The 17995-nt window shown below is 49.2% G+C and carries 14 protein-coding genes and 1 pseudogene; 11 read left to right on the top strand and 4 right to left on the bottom strand.

Going from position 1 to position 17995, the window contains the following annotated elements; all coding sequences use genetic code 11:
* Positions 1–126: 126 nt before the first annotated feature.
* Positions 127–465 (top strand): annotated as a pseudogene (locus PV433_RS25200) (ATP-binding cassette domain-containing protein); the annotation flags it as partial.
* The gene (locus PV433_RS25195; RefSeq protein WP_332074772.1) at positions 465–2792 is read left to right on the top strand and encodes an ABC transporter permease; all 2328 of its coding nucleotides are present in this window, start codon (positions 465–467) and stop codon (positions 2790–2792) included. The pseudogene PV433_RS25200 and the gene PV433_RS25195, both read left to right, overlap by 1 nt.
* A gap of 39 nt (positions 2793–2831) precedes the next feature.
* Here the strand turns inward: PV433_RS25195 and PV433_RS25190 are convergent, their stop codons facing one another.
* From PV433_RS25190 to PV433_RS25180, 3 genes are read right to left on the bottom strand one after another with little or no spacing between them, the layout of a single operon-like run.
* On the bottom strand, positions 2832–3548 hold the full coding sequence (locus tag PV433_RS25190; protein WP_332074771.1) for a metallophosphoesterase family protein: 717 nt from the start codon (positions 3546–3548) through the stop codon (positions 2832–2834).
* Positions 3549–3601: 53 nt separating this feature from the next.
* Complete coding sequence (locus PV433_RS25185) at positions 3602–4888, bottom strand: ABC transporter substrate-binding protein (RefSeq protein ID WP_332074770.1); 1287 nt, start codon at positions 4886–4888, stop codon at positions 3602–3604.
* A 46-nt stretch (positions 4889–4934) separates the two neighbouring features.
* A complete protein-coding gene (locus PV433_RS25180; RefSeq protein WP_332074769.1) occupies positions 4935–5672 on the bottom strand; it encodes a histidine phosphatase family protein in 738 nt (245 codons plus the stop codon).
* A 270-nt stretch (positions 5673–5942) separates the two neighbouring features.
* On the opposite strand from PV433_RS25180, the gene PV433_RS25175 reads away from it, so the two are divergent.
* The 7 genes from PV433_RS25175 (at position 5943) to PV433_RS25145 (ending at position 14352) form a co-directional block, all read left to right on the top strand.
* Positions 5943–6815, top strand: a complete 873-nt coding sequence (locus tag PV433_RS25175) for an AraC family transcriptional regulator (RefSeq protein ID WP_332074768.1) — start codon at positions 5943–5945, stop codon at positions 6813–6815.
* Between the two features lie 230 nt (positions 6816–7045).
* Entirely contained in the window at positions 7046–10165 is a 3120-nt protein-coding gene (locus tag PV433_RS25170) for an ATP-binding protein (RefSeq protein WP_442951574.1), read from the top strand.
* Between the two features lie 240 nt (positions 10166–10405).
* A complete protein-coding gene (locus tag PV433_RS25165) occupies positions 10406–11017 on the top strand; it encodes a TetR/AcrR family transcriptional regulator (protein WP_332074766.1) in 612 nt (203 codons plus the stop codon).
* 6 nt (positions 11018–11023) lie between these two features.
* Positions 11024–11617, top strand: coding sequence for a GNAT family N-acetyltransferase (locus tag PV433_RS25160; protein ID WP_332074765.1), 594 nt, complete (start codon positions 11024–11026; stop codon positions 11615–11617).
* A gap of 324 nt (positions 11618–11941) precedes the next feature.
* Positions 11942–12298 (top strand): Rieske (2Fe-2S) protein, encoded by a 357-nt coding sequence (locus tag PV433_RS25155; protein ID WP_332074764.1) that lies wholly within the window; start codon positions 11942–11944, stop codon positions 12296–12298.
* A 15-nt stretch (positions 12299–12313) separates the two neighbouring features.
* Positions 12314–13381: an amidohydrolase family protein gene (locus PV433_RS25150; protein WP_332074763.1), complete on the top strand. Its 1068-nt coding sequence runs from the start codon at positions 12314–12316 to the stop codon at positions 13379–13381.
* A gap of 182 nt (positions 13382–13563) precedes the next feature.
* A complete protein-coding gene (locus PV433_RS25145) occupies positions 13564–14352 on the top strand; it encodes a helix-turn-helix domain-containing protein (RefSeq protein ID WP_332074762.1) in 789 nt (262 codons plus the stop codon).
* Positions 14353–14374: 22 nt separating this feature from the next.
* Here the strand turns inward: PV433_RS25145 and PV433_RS25140 are convergent, their stop codons facing one another.
* On the bottom strand, positions 14375–15715 hold the full coding sequence (locus PV433_RS25140; protein WP_332074761.1) for an ABC transporter substrate-binding protein: 1341 nt from the start codon (positions 15713–15715) through the stop codon (positions 14375–14377).
* Positions 15716–16089: 374 nt separating this feature from the next.
* On the opposite strand from PV433_RS25140, the gene PV433_RS25135 reads away from it, so the two are divergent.
* Complete coding sequence (locus tag PV433_RS25135; protein ID WP_332074760.1) at positions 16090–16614, top strand: RNA polymerase sigma factor; 525 nt, start codon at positions 16090–16092, stop codon at positions 16612–16614.
* Positions 16611–17762 carry a hypothetical protein gene (locus PV433_RS25130; protein WP_332074759.1) on the top strand — a complete coding sequence of 384 codons (1152 nt, stop codon included), beginning with the start codon at positions 16611–16613 and terminating at the stop codon, positions 17760–17762. Before PV433_RS25135 ends, PV433_RS25130 begins: the two co-directional genes overlap by 4 nt.
* Positions 17763–17995: the final 233 nt, after the last annotated feature.

Here is a 17995-nt window from a genome sequence, read left to right as displayed (position 1 = left end):
TCAGCGATCAGATTCCCAATTCTGGAAACGAACTGCCTGCCCCTTCGGGGCAAGGGGAACAAGTATTGTGAAGGTTTTCACACCTTAATAATCTAAAAAAACTGTCTTGACATCTTGTAGCACCATATTTTACACAAAGTCGGATTAAAGGATCGAATCAAAAACTTCCCTTCCCAGCTCTCTGGCGGAGAACAGCAAAGAGTGGCAATCGCCAGAGCTGTCGCCAAAAACCCTTTACTTTTACTCTGTGATGAACCGACAGGAGCTCTGGATTACGTGACCGGCAAATCCGTTCTAAAGCTTCTTCAAGATGTAAACAGGGAAACGAAAAAGTGCGTCGTCCTGGTCACGCATAATTCAGCCATTGCCCCGATGGCGGACAAAATTATTAAAGTCAAAAGCGGAAGGATAGAAAGTGTTGCGATCAATGAGGTCAAGCAAAGCGTGGAAGGGATTGAGTGGTAATGATGAAATTATCATTAAAACTAGTAAGGGATATTAGACAATCTATAGGGCAGTTCATAGCCATTGTTGTGGTACTTGCAGTAGGAGCTTTTTTCTATGCGGGACTGGTCACGTACAGCGGTACCCTTGATGCTTATGCGAAGGCTTATTTTAAAGCACATAATTTAAGCGATTTGAATGTGTATTACAGTCAACTATCCAAGCAGGACGTGGCTCGTTTAAGCGAAATAGAAGGGATACAGAAAATAGAAGGACGTTATACGCTGGACGCCACGCAAGCGTTTGAAGGGTATGAAGCTTCCATAAAAATCCATTCAATACCGGTGAAGAATGAAATCAATACGCCTGCTATGATGGAGGGCCGGGTCCCGTCGAAGAAAGGGGAGATTTTGTTAGATTCCCATTATGCCAAAGAGCATCAGTATCGTGTCGGCGATATAATCCAGATAAGCTCAAATAATAAAGACTACACCTTTACCATTAGCGGTTTGGGTGAGAATGTTGAATATGTCAAAAAGAATGAAATACAAGACCATAAAAACTTCGGAGTAGCTTATGTGGCTGAAGAGACGATTCCTGAAATGGGATACGGCTTCTCCTATAATGAAGTTCTGATCGATGCCAAAGAAGGTTATGATCTGGACCAATTAGGCAAATCCATTGAAGCACAATCCAAACCGCTTTCCTATGTAGACCAGGTAAGTAAAGAAAGGACGTTCAGTTATTCGAAACTAAAGGAAACGATACATAATAATAATAGGATGAGCAAGGTTATCCCTTTGGTTCTCTTTTTGATAGGAGCTGTTATCCTATTCCTTACCATGTCGAGGATTATAGATTCGCAAAGAAATCAGGTAGGTATGATGAAGGCGTTGGGTGCAAAGGACAGAACGATTATGCTTCATTACATGGGCTACCCTTTGCTGGCGGGGATTACAGGCTCCCTTCTAGGCTGCTTCGTAGCCAATATTGTATTTATTCCTTTAGTAACGGGGTCGAGCTCAAGGTCGTACTCGTTGCCGGACATTCAGTTTGTCCTTTCGTTTTACTCGATCCTTCCCCCCATTGTCTTCTCCAGTGCTTTTGGACTCTTGTCGTGTTACTTAAGCGGGAGAACCGTATTAAAGGAACGTGCGGCTCAAGCTATGCGGCCTAAACCGCCCAAGAAGATGAAAACACTTCTTATAGAACGAATTCCGGGGATTTGGAGTCGTATTTCCTTCAGTTACAAACTCATTTTGAGAAATATTTTATTGAATAAACAAAAAGCTGTCGTGAGCTCGGTTGGTGTTGTGGCAAGCACGGTTTTATTAATAAATGCCTTCAGCACGCAAGCGGCCTTGCTGCAAGTAGCTAATCAGGTTGAAGAGGTTTACGCTTATGATTTAAGAGTGGATTATGAGCTGGGAGCATCTCCCGATGCGTCCAAACTCCCTTCCGGAATAAAACAAAAATATGATGTATCCGCTTTTCCTGTTGAACTTATCAAAGAGGATAAAAAAGAAAAGGCCACTTTAACGGTTACTGCCAAGGAAAACAATCTCATTCATTTCTTTGATGAACATAAAAATGAACTTTTTTTGGAAGACCATGGCGTTCTGGTGCCCCAATCTTATGCCGACAAATACCATATTGCGGAAGGGGATCTCATCCAGATCAAGTTTACAGCACCTGAATTTAATAAGAAGAGGATCGAGATGAAGGTCTTACATATATCTACCCAATATTCGAATCCGTCGTTTTATAGCACGCCAGCCTACTTAAAGAGCTTTGGCATCAACTACAATCCAACCTCGCTTATGATTGAAGCGGGCAGCGCTGCAGATCTTGTAAACATTCGTACCTTTTTTGAGCAAGATCCTCGCGTAGACAAGATTACGGATAAGGAGGATCTGAAGAAATCAGCTCAATATATTCTGAAGCAAAACAGCTTTGTTTTTATCATGTTTATCATTTGTGCCGTCATACTCTCCTTTGGCGCCATCTATACGATATCTTCCATCAACATGTATGAAAGGAATCGGGAGCTTGCCACACTGAAGGTACTAGGCTATCCCAAAAATAAAATTAACAGACTCCTCTTTTTTGAAAACATCATCCTAACGACATTTGCGGTACTAGTTGCATTACCGATTAGCGGCTATATGTACACGCTTATTGTAAAGGCACTCTCTAGCGCCCATCAACAAATCCCGGACCAATTAAACATTTTCATAGTATCGGCAGCTGTTAGTTTTGCATTCTTACTTACCATTCTGGCCAACTTGCTGCTCAGGAGAAAGGTAACCCAAATCAATATGATCGAATCTTTAAAAAGTGTAGAGTAACGGGGATTGGAGGAAGCCGGGAAGAAGCCGCACGAATTTTTAACGGAAAAATCCGAGCGCCGTCGTCTTCTCCGCTTCGCTTAACTTCATGCCGGATACGGTCCGGTACAGCGGGGTGCGATCATAGTCCACACTTTTCAGCTCGATGCGGCCGTCCGTAATCGTCATGTAATGGGCGATCCGGGTCTGATCGTCCTTTCGGCGGTACGACACGCTCCCCGGATTCAGCCACAGCTCGCGGTCGCTCAAATAATGGACGCATCGCCGGTGCGTATGGCCGAAGATGAGCCGCCGTTCCGCCGTTTTGCCGACGCGGCTATCCCCTTGCGTACGCATGTGCCAATATTCAGCAAACTGCGGCAAGCTGACGATCGTTTCGTACCCAGTATACATATGCTGGAGGCTGTAACCGATGGAATCCAGCAGGAAGGGCAAGGATTCGGGCAAAGACTCCAGAAACTGCACGTCCTCCTCCGTCAGCAAACGCGCATTGCAATGTTTCCAACAGAGCTCGCCATCGGCGAGGCTCCACAGCGTATCGCTGTCTCGGTAAGCAGCGGCTACCGCTCTGTCATGGTTTCCTTGCACGCATACCGCCCGATGTTCCCGCACCCAGTCGAGCACTTCCCGCGGAAACGGGCCATAGTCGACCAGGTCGCCTGCGCAGTACACGACGTCGCAATCGCTTTCGGCCTTCCATATGGCTTCCAGCGCATAAATGTTCGCATGGATATCAGAGATTAGCAAAGCCTTCAAGTCGGTTCCTCCCGAAAGCGGCAGTCGTTGCCGGTATCCGGCAACGACCGCGGTTATTTGGCGCCGCTTATCATTTTGTTGATTTCCTCGTCGGCTTCCCGCAGCGCGGTGTTGACGTCCTTTTGTCCTGTGTTGTACTCATCGTATTTGGCCATTAGAATTTTCCGCGCGTCCCGGTAATGTTTGGAGAAAGCCGGCGCAGGGGAAGGTTTGCTTTTGAAAATCGAGCTGATGTCGATGCCGCTGAATTGCGGGATGTCGGCGGCCAGCTGCTTTTTCAGCTCCGTGTTCTGCAGCGGGGAGAGGCGGGCGAACTTGCGGGTCATCTGCCGCTGTACCTCGTCGGACGTGAACAGTTCAATGACCTGCATGGCTTGATCCTTGTATTTGCTCTGCCGAGAGATGAGCATGTAATGCGCGTCCACGTAGCCGTATACGTTCGGCTGCTCCTTGAAGCTCGGATATTGCGCAAGGCCGACGTTCAGCCCATTTTTGACCGCATCCGTCAATTTGGTCAGCAAATTGACGGTCGCGTACATCGCCACTCTGCGGTTTTTGATGAACTCATCGTTACCGGTCGACACATTGCCCTGTATCGAATTGATCCGGTGTCCGAGCACGAATACCTTTTTCCATAGGTCGTTATTGACAGTCGCGGTTTCCTTTCTCATATCCACAATGTCGGGCGACAAGGAGGAGGAGAGGCGGGAAATATGCTCGTAGCTGAGCCCGACGTACTGGGTTCCCCCTTCCAGGCGGGTTAGTTTTTCGGCCAACTGCGCCGCGTCCTCCCAAGTCATACCGTCCTTCGGATAGGGGACTCCGAACCGGTCGAACAAATCTTTGTTGTAGTACAGCGCGTTGAATTGGGTCGAATACGGCAAGCCGTACAATTCTCCTTTGTCCGACAGCACCCGCAGGGCGTCCAGGTAAACGGGGTCGAACCGATTCAGGTCGATTTTGTGCTTCGCAAGAAGAGGAGTCAAGTCCATCAACAAATTGTACGGGATAAAATCGGTCGCATACCCGTTAAACTGCGTCAGCAAATCCGGGACGATACCCGAAGCGATAATATCGGGCAAATTGCCGCTCAGCGGCTCGAGCGTAATGTGCGGATATTTTTTCTTAAGGGGCTGCACAAGCAGTTGGTCCCACTCTTCGTCGCTGATCGCCTGGCCCTTGAATACGGTCAGCTTGACCGGCTCGGTGCTGATCGGCTCATTCACCGGCGGCGCGCTTGGGGTTTGCGTTTTCCCGGATTGCTGGCAGCCGGTCAAAGCGGCGGTTAAAGCGGCTAGAATGCACATGGTTACGGCGTATGTTTTGTTTTTGCTAATCATTCGTTATACCTCCTTGAAGTAGTCGGTTTATAACGGTGTTCGGATATTAGCCGGGCGTGCCGAAATCTACGCCCTCGGTTACATCTTCCGGCTCCAGGTGACCTACATAGTTTACGAATTTGATTTGCTTATAGCCGTCAAATACGTCGGCGGCCGATATCGCGGCATGGGCTTGGCTGAATAAGTTATGGTCCCCCGGAGGGCAGCTCGCGAGCAGCGAGAGCAGCACGGAGCCAAGCGCGCCGTGGCAGACGACGGCGAGTCGCGCGTTTGTTCCGCGGTAGCGGGCGACCAATGCGTGCAATGCTTCTTCGGCCCGCCCGTAGGCTTGCTCGCGGGTTTCGTCCTCCAGCGGCATCCACCATTCGTCCGGCCATGGAAAAGGCTGGTTGGCCTCGAATGTGCCGAACCGCTCGCGCAGCGTGTTTAACGGAACATGGTTCGGGTGGGCGAGCCGCAGCTCGGCCTCCACGGACCTCTCGAGTTTCAGCCCCGCCTCCAGGAGTTCCCGGACTCGCGGCCAGCCCCGCCGGTCCGTTTCGCTCAGAGCGGGCCATACGTACCACGGAGCCCCCGTTTGCATGGCAATCGGCCGAGCCGTCTCCAGCGTCCGCTGCATGCTGCTGGAGTAAATCGCGTCGACGCCCCAAAGCTTCATTTGATTGCCGACCCGCTCGGCCTGAAGCCGTCCTTTCCGGCCAAGTGGAGGATTCGGTCCTCCATCGTAGCCGGGCTCCTGGCTTGCGGGCTGCGCGTGGCGAATCAGATACAGGCGCAAGGTCATAGTCCGCCATCTCCGTTTCCATAGATGTGTTGGTTTACATTTTTCATCGTGCATCCCGTTGCATCCGGCCAAGCAGCGGTGTTCTCCCTGAACCCTTCTGCGTCTTTCCCGCGTTTCGCCCGGTGTTTCTATCGTAGCGCATGTGCCGAAACGGAATCTGTATAGAATATTGCGAAACTTTAATTTTTCTTTACCTATTTTGCTAACTTTCCGTGAGTGACCTTTGTTATAATTTGGGTATCCGATAAGTGCACGTGAGGAGGGGACGCGTTGTCATTAGCAGGCACCAGCATCGTCGACCATTACGGCTACAACGACGACGAATTTCTGTTGTCCTATTCGCACAAGAACGGCCCGTACAATATTACCGGACACGTCCACGACCAATACGAGGTCTATTATTTGCTCAAAGGGCAGCGATCGTATTTCATCAAAGACCGAGTCTATTCGGTGAATCAGGGCGATCTTGTATTTATTCCCAAATCCGTGCTGCATCGCACGCTTTTTGCCGGCGCTCTCCAGCACCAGCGCGTTGTCCTCAATTTCACCGACTCGTTTCTGGAGCGGTCGCGGGCGATGGAGTCGAAGCTGGATCTGCTGAAGCCGTTTCGCAGTCCGAACCCGACGCTTCGCTTGAAAGAGGAAGACCGCAAGTATGTAGAAGCGCTCCTGCTTCGCGCCATCGCGGAGATGAGGAGCAAATCGGACGGCTATGAAATGTGCCTGAAGGCGCTCGTCGTCGAGCTGCTCGTCCACCTGGCCCGCTGCTGCGGCAAGTATACGGAAGCGGTGCCGCCCGAGGATTCTCCCCTGCACCGCAAAGTAGCGGATATTACAGATTATATCGAAGCTCATTTCGCCGAACCTCTCACGCTGACCCATCTGTCGGAAACGTTTTATATAAGCCCCTATTATCTGAGTCGCGTTTTTAAAGAAATTACCGGCTTCTCCTTCGTCGATTACGTCAATCACGTCCGGATGAATGAGGCGAAGCGGCTTTTGCGGGAAACGGAATGGAAGGTGCTGCGCATCGCCGAGCAGGTCGGTTTCGACAGCATCGCGTATTTCGGTCGAGTGTTCAAGGAAATGGTTCATTTGTCTCCTGTTCAATACCGACGCATGCAGAGGGGGGTGTCCGGCTGAGTGGCGGATCGCTCCGTGCCCCTACGGTGCACGACAGGAGGGGAGAGCAAAGCAAGACGGTCCGCCTGTTTTTTCCCCGCGATTGAATGATGATTCCGGCTGCTTGGGCTGCATTAAAATAGAAGAAACTACTTCCTCGGCTAGGTATAGCTGTATAATAGACGAATGGACTTCTCTATCCATGACTAGGAGAGGAAAACGTCTTGGCCTATCATGCACCAAAATTCCAAATGAAAAAGAGCCATATTCTAATAGGAATAGGGATATTATTAGTTATTTTATCCGGTTTTCGTTTTTTGTGGATGGAATCGTTTCGCGATCAAAAACTGGAGCCCATTAAAAACGGGCAGTTAAATTTGCGCGACTGGAATGCCGAAGATGGCGACATTCTCTTACTTGATGGGGAATGGGAGTTGTATCCCTCGCAATGGTTGATGGTTGGCGAACGGCAAGGGGGGAATGAGCCGACATTTATTCAGGTTCCGGGTAGATGGAACGAAGCTCTGCATGCCGAAAAATCAACTCCATACGGATTTGCTTCTTATCGATTGCGTCTTTATGTAAATCCCGAAAAGGATCTGAATTATAGTATACGTGTACCCAGCGTACGAACCTCGTCGGAATTATATGTAAATGGCCGATTGCTTGCCAAATCCGGACGTGTGGCGGAATCGAAGGATGAATATACGGCGAAGAACCTGCCTTATTCTGCAGCTTTTACGGCAGACGAAAACGGCGTCATCGAACTAGTGATTCAGGCGGCCAATTATGTGGATAGTCGAAGCAGCGGCATCGTCCGGTCTATTAAATTCGGTTCGGAAGAAGCAATTGCGAAGGAAATGAAAGCCTCCATTTCTATGCAGCTTCTGGCAGCGATTATATTCCTTATGCATTCTGCCTATGCGCTTATTTTGTTCGTACTGGGAGATAAGGAAAAGAAGCTGCTTTATTTTTCTTTGCTCGCTTTATGTATAACCCTTACTAATGTGTTGAGTAATGATGAGAAGTTGTTCCACCAATTATTTTACATGGGCAGCGATTGGGATTTTCGGCTGGCTAATGCGGCTCTAGTTATTGGAGCTTATGCATTGCTCGAGTGTACGAACCATCGCGAACTTCCTTATTGGAGCAGGATATACCCGGTATATAGGGTGCTGACTTTAGGCACTGCCGGCATTACGTTGTTTTTAGATCCCCATCAGGTGATCATGCTCTTTCCGGTTTATTTTCTGTGGGGCGGTATTGCTGCAGTTATCACGATGATTGCGATCTTAAAAAAAGTAATCAAGGATATAAAGAGCAATCTATTACTGCTTATTTCTATTCTTGCTCTGCTTCACCATTTTCTTTGGTCGTTATTCTGGCGGGAAAGCGGATGGAGTCTTGTCTACTATCCGTTTGATCTGATTATTTCGATGGGGTGTTTAGCCTCTGTATGGTTTAAGGGTTATTTTATCATGCATGCCAACACGAAAGAGATTGCTACAACCTTGCAAAGAATGAATGACCATAAGGATCAATTTCTGGCAAATACTTCTCATGAATTTAAAAATCCGCTTCATAGCATTCTTAACATGTCACAATCCGTTTTAAAAAGGGAACGGCATTTGCTGCAGGAAAGAAGTGTCAAAGAGCTTGAAACGGTTTTAACCGTAGGACGCCGGCTGACCTTGATATTAGACGATCTGATAGATGTGATGAGTTTACGGGAAGGCAATCCGCGTCTACAGAAAAAAGCCATCCTTATTCAGCCGATCGTGACCGGCGTAATTGATATGCTGCAATTAAATGCAGAAGTGAAATCTGTAATCATCGTAAATCAGATTCCTGAAGATTGTCCTCCGGTACATGCGGATGAAAACCGGGTAATTCAAATCGTATTCAATCTGCTTCATAATGCTGTGAAATTTACGAACGAAGGGATCATTTCGATTCAAGCTTATGCAAAGGACGAACGAGCTTATATCGTCATTTCGGATACCGGGATCGGGATGGATGAAGACATGCTTAAGCGCCTGTTCCGTCCGTATGAGCAAGCCAGCACGAGTGAGACCCTGATTGAAGGCGGCTTTGGGTTAGGTTTGAGTATAAGCAGGCAATTGGTTGAGCTTCATGGAGGCCGATTGGATGTGTCCTCTGTATTAGGAGAAGGTTCAACCTTTACATTTTCGTTAAAGCTGGCAAGTTTGCAAGCGGAGGACGAGGAGGATGCTGCTAGCCTGTTGGAACAGGGAGTCTCGCCACCTATACCGATTCAGGAAAAAGTCCCGATAACTATGGAAGAAGCGGATATCCTCCCGCCTACGAAACCAATTACTTTATTGGAAATGAATCGGGACCGTCCGCTCCTATTAATTGTGGATGATGATCCGGTCAACCTTCAAGTGCTTGAAGCTATACTGCCGCCGGACGAATATGATGTAACGATGGTAACGAGCGGTAAAGAAGCGTTGGCTGTACTGGATACAAAGGAATGGGATCTGGTCATCTCTGATATTATGATGCCGCAAATGTCTGGTTACGAGCTGACGCGTTTGATTCGTGAGCGGTTTACACTTACGGAGCTCCCTATTTTGCTCCTTACCGCAAGAAGCCAACCGATTGATATTCAAAGAGGTTTTATAACGGGAGCAAACGATTATGTAACTAAACCGGTGGAAGCAATAGAAATAAAATCGCGGATAGAGGCGCTAACTACGATTAAACAATCCGTCCGGGAACAGCTGCGGCTAGAAGCTGCATGGCTGCAAGCGCAAATCCAGCCTCATTTTTTATTTAATGCAATGAATGCAGTCACAGCTTTAAGTACCATTAATCTGGATAAGATGCGTAATTTGCTTGATGAGTTCGGCAATTTTTTGAGAAATAAATTCAAATTTCAAAATATGGATGAACTTGTTTCGATCGATGAGGAACTAAGTCTAGTGCGCTCTTATTTATACATTGAGCAGGTCCGGTTTGAAGAAAGGCTGCAGGTTTTTTGGGAGACAGACGGCTGCGAGGAATTGAGAGTCCCCTTTCTTACGATCCAGCCTCTGGTTGAAAATGCAATAAGACATGGCATTATGAAACGCGCTCGCGGGGGAAAGATCTTTATTCGGATTTCTGTCCATGAAACGCATGCGGAGATAACCGTTGAAGACGACGGGGTGGGGATGGACGAAGTTCAAGTGCAACAAATATTAGAGAGAAAAGTAGATGGCAGGTCGGGTGTCGGATTGATAAATACGGATCTGCGATTAAAACGGCACTTCGGAACAGGACTTCATATCAAAAGTGAGCTAGGTACAGGGACGAAGGTAACTTTTCATGTACGCAACAGGAGGAATAGCACCATTGGGAGAGTGTAGGAATTCTGAAGGCTATTCCTTCAGGGACATAGGCGGCATTGCTGCCGCTTTTGTCTTCAAGTTGAACTAAATATCTTCCATGATTAAGCAGAATGTAGTGGAGAGTTGCCATGGAGATTATTTTGTTCAACATATGCCGAGCCTGGAGATCAGACTACGCAAATGGAATTGAGTCTTGATAATCCGTTTTTTTTAATTTATAATGAGTAAAAATTCACTCATAAAAAAGGAGCGGTTTGGTTGCCACGCACCAAGGAACAGTTTGAAGAAATGCGCAGGGCCACCAGGGAGAAAATCCATTCAGCTGCGATGCAGTTATTTGTGCATCAAGGTTTCGGTTCAACGAATGTTCAAGATATCGCGGATAAAGCCGGCATTAGTATCGGTTTGTTGTATCGTCATTACAAAACGAAGGATCAGTTATTTCACGAATTGGTTGCCTATGCAGTTGAAGGATTGAAACGTAATATAGCTTTCTTCGAATCCGGTCAATCCCCTAAAACATTGTTGACACAGTTTGTAGACGAAGTCTATTCCGACATGATCCATGGGGAGGAACTGGCCCATTTGATGATCCTTATCCATCAATCGCTCTTAGCTGGCGCTGCCACAGCCTCTGAATCCTATGAAGAGATTCTTCGGGTTAATGCCAGGCTGTTGGATACTACGGCACAGCTCATTCGTCAGGGGCAGCAGCTTGGGGAAATTTGCTCGGGCGATGCGAAGGAGATGGCCGTTTTTTTATACGCATCGATTCAGGGGCTGGCTGAGATGAAAGTACTGCTGAAGAGTAACTTTGCTATGCCCTCACCATCCGTCCTTACCGCATTTCTATTCAATGGAAGGGAGTGACCCTGCGTGCTTAACATGGTTAGAGCCGATCAGGCTGAGTTTGATGTGAGGCGAGGGATAGCTGCAATATTTGCAGAGGGATTCACCCAGTGGCTTGGTTTTTTCACCAAGGACCCGAAAAAGATTGCCGAAGCGTTCGCCCATATTTTCGTTTTGGATCAATTTTATGTGGCTTTACACAAGGGGCAAGTGGTCGGAATGGCGGCCTGCACGGACGGAACTTCACTTTCGGTAAAACTGGATAACAAGGAACTTCGCAAACATTTAGGCTTTTATAAAGGCATGATGGCCGGTATTTTCCTGAAAAAAGAGTTTGAAACCCCGTTTGTTCATCCTTTACACGAGGCAGGCTCCATCGAATTTGTAGGGACGGCCGCCGAATTCAGGGGGCAAGGCGTGGCTTCCCAATTGATACGTCATATCCTCGAGCATACACCTTATAAGGCTTACTTGATTGAAGAAGTCGCCGATACCAATATTCCAGCCATGAAACTTTATCAAAAATTAGGTTTTGAAGAATACAAACGCAAACAAATTCCAATGAAACGGGCAAACAAAATCGGAATCAATCACCTTGTATCGTTGAGGTATACGAAGTAGCCGATTTATCTTTCCGTGTTACTGGTTCGGTTACAAGGATATCTTCGACAAGTTCGGGGGTGCGTTCCTCGGGACGGTATGGACGAATTGTACGAATTGCATGAATTGTACGAGTTACCTATAGATGTATAATGCGATCGCTCCCTTGATGGCTTATTGCCAGTGGTGGGCGATCTTTTTATAACCTTTTTAAATGAATCGTAGAATCGTTCAGATCCGGAGGTATTGTTTATCGCTGTTCCAAGTCATTCATTTTATAATGAAAGCCAATAACGATCTTCCGGTAGACCGGTTCGTTATGAGTCCTAGGAGGAGGGGAGCAGGATGAGATTGTTCCCAGTAGCGGCCGCAAGCGAAATACCGGTCGGGACGAGAAGAGTCGTCGAGGTCGAAGGCCGTTCGATCGGCATTTACAATGTGCATGGGGAGTTTTTTGCCATTCACAATTACTGTCCCCATCAAGGCGCGGAGCTGTGCAGGGGGCCCGTGTGCGGCACAACGCTTGAATCGGACGTTTATGAATTTATATACGGCCGGGATCAGGAGATTGTCCGCTGTCCTTGGCATGGATGGGAGTTTGACTTGAAGACGGGCAAATCGCTGTTCAGCGACAAGGTCCGCGCGAGAAAGTATCCGGTCGAGATTACAGATGGCCAAGTGTGTATAGTGATCGGCCAATAAGGAGGAGAACAGAAGATGCATAAGGAAAAAGAAGAAGTATTGCGGGTCATTGATTGCGATGTGCACAACCAATTTCGCACCGGCAAGGATCTCTTTCCCTATCTGGAGGATACTTGGAAAAGTCAGGCGGTACTGCGCGGAGGCGGGCTGCCTTACGCGACTCCGATCGGCAATAAGCGCAAAGATGCGAATCCGCCAAGCGGCTTGCCGGTCGGAGCGGACCCGGAGTATATGATCCAACACTTGATCGAGCCTTACAACATGGATTACGCGCTGCTGTGCTCGGACGGGATTATTGCGGTATCGGCTTTCGCGGATGCGGACTACGCGGCGGCTCTATGCCGTGCCTATAACGATTACCAAATCGCCGAGTGGCTGTCGTATAGTCCGAAATTTAAAGGGTTTTTGTGCGTAGCTACGCAAGATCCGCTTCAGGCGGCGAAAGAGATCGATCGGATCGGTCCCCATCCTGACATCGTCGGCGTCTCGATTGTCGGCGGATCGCGAATGCCGTACGGGCAACGTTTCTTTCATCCGATCTATGAGGCATGCCAGCGCAACGATCTGCCGCTAGTAATTCATCCCGGGGCGGAAGGGTCCGGTATCTTCAATCCGCCGACCGCCGTCGGTTATGTGTCGAACTACCTGGAGTGGCATACGTGCTTGCCGCAGACTTATATGGCGCATCTGGTCAGCTTTGTATGCGAGGGCGTATTCGAGAAGTTTCCTAATTTCAAGCTCGTGCTCAGCGAGGGCGGGGTCTCGTGGCTTCCTCCGCTGCTGTGGAGACTGGACAAAAACTTCAAGGCGCTGCGCTCGTCCAATCCATGGCTGAAACGGATGCCGAGCGAATACGTCCGGGACCACATCTTCATGACGACACAGCCGATCGAGGAGCCGGATAATCCGAAGCATCTGGCCATGATGTTCGAAATGTTCGATGCCGAAAACATGCTGCTGTTCTCCAGCGATTATCCGCATTGGGATTTCGACGACCCGATGAAGATTTTGAAGCAGCTTCCGGTAGAGAAGCGAAAAAAAATATTAAGCGAAAACGCCAGAACATTGTTCAAGCTGGCTTAACCATTCCTGCCGGTGAGGCGGCCAGATGCGAGTAGGAGGAAGAGACTGACGATGCGGCAGGCCGCTTCCAGTCAGTCTCTTCGAATCCGGCCGAGCGGGACGTTTATCGGTCCTGTACGTGCTGGATGGATTATGCTTTCGCGAAGTGAAATCATTCGTTACTAGACTGGGAGGGCGTTGCCGTGTCGATAGTACTGGATGGCGTTTATTACGATGATCTTATCCCGAACTGGCATGTAACGCGCCCGCAGAACGAGAACTACATCTTCCTGTTGGCTGCGGAAGGCCAGTTTTTGTATTCGCTTAATTCAGCCACCGTCCAAATGAACAAAGGGGAAATCATGTTTATTCGTGATCGGACCAATCGGATCGGCACCAACGGCCAGTTTCCCCCGCATCGAAAATATTCCGCTCATTTCAGAATGGACAGTTCCGCCGAACCTTCGCTCGCCAAGGAAATTAACCGGATCGCGAACACGCCGGTCAAATTGCGGCGTTTCGAATATTTCAGGCAGCGGATGGCCACGTTGTACCGCGCATGGCGAACCCAGACGACATTCCGCGAAGTGACGAGCACCGGCATTGCGATGGAACTGGTCGGAGCGGTGCTGGACGATATTCGAAAGCAGAATATCGCCCCCCACAAATGGATGGTGGTCAAGGAAATGGAAAATTATATATTGGCCCGCTTCAGAGAGGAGATCAAAATCGAACAGTTGGCCCGGCATGTCAGCCGGACCCCCAATTATGTGAGTACGATTTTTAAAGAAGTGACCGGACAAACGCCGATCGAATACATCCATCAGATGCGCACGACGACCGCCCAGGATTTGCTGCTGCACACCAGTATGAATGTGGCCGAAATATCCGATTACCTTGGTTATTGCGACCCTACCTACTTCAACCGGATGTTTAAAAAATGGTGCGGCGAGCCGCCGTCTGCCATGGTGAAGCGAAGAAAGCAGCTATAGGGATAGGGCGGGGGCCCCGAAATCATTTGCCCGCCGCTTTTTGTTCCGCGATCTTTTTATTGATTTCTTCCTCGGCTTCCCGGAGCGCCGTGTTCGTATCCTTGATACCCTTTAAAATTTCGTTCACTTTACCGCTTAGCACGGATCTCGCAATCGAGTCGTATTTCGTCGGTTTCGGCGACGATGCAATTTTCGTCAGATGCAGCGATTTCATATTTTTCTGATCCAGGAAGCTTTCGCCTTTGCCGAATGCTTCCTTGACGTCCACCGCTTTCAGTGTCGGATATCTCAGCAGACGGCCTCCCTCGGTTTGAACTTCGGCGGATGTCAGCATGGAAATGATATGCATGGCCAAATCTTTGTTGCCGCCCATGGAAGAAATGCCGTACAACGCTCCGCCGTACTGAATGGTCGTATTCGGAGCCTGCTTGAATGTCGGCACGGAAACGATGTCCCAGTTAAAGCCGTCTCCTTTCTTCTCCAGATCGATCAGGCGGGGATATACTGCGTTGCCGACCCACATCGCGGCCGAACGCTCCTCGATAAACGCTTTCGCACCGTCAAAGGTGGCCGAATCGGGCTTTTGATTGCCGGAAATTTGGTAAAACGCCTTATACGTTTCGATCAATTTCTTCCATTCGTCCGTATTCACGGCGGCTTTATCCGTCTGGGCATTCACCAGCGGGAGGGAGAGCTGATTTTGTCCGATTAACCCGCCCATATTGATTTCCAGTCCGCGATACGGAACGCCGCCGTCCGTCCGGCTTAATTTCTCGACAATCGCTTTTAATTCCGGCGAGTCCCAGGTCATGCCGTCTTTCGGGTAAGCGACCCCGAATTTATCGAATATATCTTTGTTGTAGAAGAGCGCATACGTTCCGAATGTCCAGGGAAGCACGTACAGCTCGCCCTTGTCGGAATAACCGCGAAGCGTCTGGATCATATCGTCGCGAAATACGTTCAGATCGATGCCGTTCGTTTTGGCGACCGGATCGAGATTTTGCATGACGCCGAGATCCATATAGCGGATCAGGGAACTGTCTGTTGTCAAAATAATATCGGGCACCGTACCGGCCGTCACAAAGTTTTCCATCGTATTTTCTTTGACCGCGCTGCTGATGTAGGTAAGCGTAACGTTGGGAAACTTCTTCTTCACGTGAGGTTCGATATAGTCTGTAAAATATGAATCCGGAACCCCGATGTTATTGTAAAACGTCAATGTAGCGGACTGCCCGTAGTTAAACGCTTTCCCTTCCGCCTTCTCTGCTGCCGGATCGTCCGAACCCCCGGTATTGCCGCCGCAGCCGGCCGCCGACACAGCCGCAAGCAGCATAATCGTTATGCCTAGTTTCCTGTTGCTCATGTGTACAATGTCCCCTTCCTTGTATATGTGGTCTACTGGATTCATTATATTGGAAGGGCTTTCAAACTTACATTAACAATCCAAACGGTTCTTAACGATTCTACAACGAAACCTGTTTGTTGTCGCGCCTCAACTGACCGGCCGATTCAGCCTGCCGGTTCAAGCGGGACGACAGGGATTCCGAATCGTAGTCGGAGTCTGTAGCCGTAAGCGACGCCCTTCGTGTTATCAACGAGGGGCGTTTTTTTGCATGCCGTAAGCGGCCCCGGCTCCGGGTCCGTACACGAAATCAGAAAATTTTCCTGTAAGTAGTGAACCGGCATCGGGGTTATGACAATATATAGGCGAATGGCCATTCAGAAAGGAGCAGCCTCTTGGATATCGAAGAGTTGAGCGATCTGATCAAAGAGCATGGGAAAGCGATCTACGGATTTTGCTACAAGCTTGCAGGCAATCAGGCGGATACGGACGATCTCTACCAGGAAACGTTCCTGAAGGCGATGGAGATGCGTCATAAAATGGACGTGAATCAAAATCCGAAAGCCTTTCTCATCTCCATCGCGATCCGATTGCGCAAAAACAAACGACGGAAATTCGCCTGGAGGCAACGGATTGCCCCTACGGCCGGGCTTAATGAGGCTGTGGATCAGGCATGCGTGTCCGAAGACCGGGCGACGCCGGAACAAGCCGTGCTTTCTGACGAGCTGCGTCAAAGGATTCAAGCCGCTGCCGACAGGCTGGACGATAAGCTGAAAATACCGATTTATATGTACTATACCGCGGACATGTCCGTCGATGAGATCGCATCGGCATTGAAGATTCCCTCAGGCACGGTCAAGAGCAGGCTATATCATGCCCGCAAAGCGATGAAACAACTATTGGAGGTGGAGCCTTCATGAGCGATTCCACGAAATGGGACCGGATGTTCAAGCAAGCTCTCGCTTCAACGGAGGAACCGGGCGATAGCTTGAATGAAAGCATTATTCATTTGTATAAGGAGAGAACTGCGATGAAGCGAGGGTATCGAAAAAGAATTTCCGCCGGCGTCTTGGCTGCCGTATTCACGATTGTCATGTCGATAACGGCTATCGCCGCAACGCAGCTATTCAGCTCCAAACAGGTGGCCGAGCGTCTGGATCAGCAAGTGTTGGCCAGAGCTTTCGAAAGCGCTGACGCCATCGAAATCAATCATTCCGCCGATGCCGGCGGCTATACGTTCACCTTGCATGGGATTGTCTCAGGTGCGGGACTAACGGAATTTAACAGCACGTCGCAGCGTTTGAATCCCGACAGAACGTACGCCGTCGTTTCGATCGCCAGACAAGATGGCAGCCCGATGCCGGCTGCAAGCGCTCCGGAATACGGCCAAGTTCCGTTTTTCGTTTCGCCTCTTATTAAAGGGCAGAAGCCATGGCAGGTAAACATCGTAACGATGAACGGCGGTTATAGCGAAGTTGTGGTCGACGGAATCATGTACAGGCTGATTGAATGCGACGGGGTGGAGATGTTCGCCGACAAAGGGGTGTATTTGGCGATTATTAGCGGCAGCACCTTTTATTCCAACGAAGCATTTGCCTATGAGGAAAGTACGGGCGAAATTAGACCGAGAGCCGACTTTCAAGGAAGCTCGATTCTGTTCGACCTGCCTCTGAATAAAGCGAAGGCCGACCCCGCCAAGGCCGAAGCGTATCTGCAGAAACTGTTGAAGGAACCGCACTCCGCCGGCGACGCTTCGGGCCGGGCTGCGCCTGCCGATGAGGCCGGAGCGGAGCTTGCAAACCGTCTGGAACAATGGAAGAAAAAGCTGCCCGAAGGCACAGTCGTACCTGAATCCGTCAAAGCGGCGACCATCGACCAAAAAGGATATATTCACTATGAGCATGATGGTTGGCGCGTTACGCTGGCCCCCGGCATCTTGTTCGCGGAAGGCCAGACGGGCTTCTCGGACTCCGTCCAGTTCAGCGGGTCGGAGGATACGTATAAAGCCATGCAGTTTCATAAAGACGAGCAGGGCGTTATTACAGGCAGAATCATCAACCTGAACTAGAATGCCGGAGCCGGTCTCCCATGCAGGAACCCGGTCCGGGAGACGACTGAGGCAGAGAAACCAAAACTGCACAGATCAAGAAGCAAAGGAGCCAGGCAGCGTTCGTCTGCCGGCTTTTTTGCTTTTTTGGCGTCTGCTTCGAAAAGCCGGAAACTATCCATTGATCAAAACGGATGATTAATGATAATTTTACATGTAGAATAGAGCATTTTGTCCGCCGCAGGTGAGGCTGT

The sequence above is a fragment of the Paenibacillus sp. GYB004 genome (assembly GCF_036577605.1).
GTDB lineage: Bacteria > Bacillota > Bacilli > Paenibacillales > NBRC-103111 > Paenibacillus_AB > Paenibacillus_AB oceani.
The sequence above is the reverse complement of the archived record's forward strand: the minus strand, read 5'-3'. Positions and strand labels throughout refer to the sequence as shown.

Coding starts and splice junctions, on each gene's coding strand:
- PV433_RS25130 (WP_332074759.1), top strand. CDS start 16,611: ATGAGCGATTCCACGAAATGGGACCGGATGTTCAAGCAAGCTCTCGCT.
- PV433_RS25150 (WP_332074763.1), top strand. CDS start 12,314: ATGCATAAGGAAAAAGAAGAAGTATTGCGGGTCATTGATTGCGATGTG.
- PV433_RS25185 (WP_332074770.1), bottom strand. CDS start 4,888: ATGATTAGCAAAAACAAAACATACGCCGTAACCATGTGCATTCTAGCC.
- PV433_RS25140 (WP_332074761.1), bottom strand. CDS start 15,715: ATGAGCAACAGGAAACTAGGCATAACGATTATGCTGCTTGCGGCTGTG.
- PV433_RS25155 (WP_332074764.1), top strand. CDS start 11,942: ATGAGATTGTTCCCAGTAGCGGCCGCAAGCGAAATACCGGTCGGGACG.
- PV433_RS25170 (WP_442951574.1), top strand. CDS start 7,046: ATGAAAAAGAGCCATATTCTAATAGGAATAGGGATATTATTAGTTATT.
- PV433_RS25195 (WP_332074772.1), top strand. CDS start 465: ATGATGAAATTATCATTAAAACTAGTAAGGGATATTAGACAATCTATA.
- PV433_RS25180 (WP_332074769.1), bottom strand. CDS start 5,672: ATGACCTTGCGCCTGTATCTGATTCGCCACGCGCAGCCCGCAAGCCAG.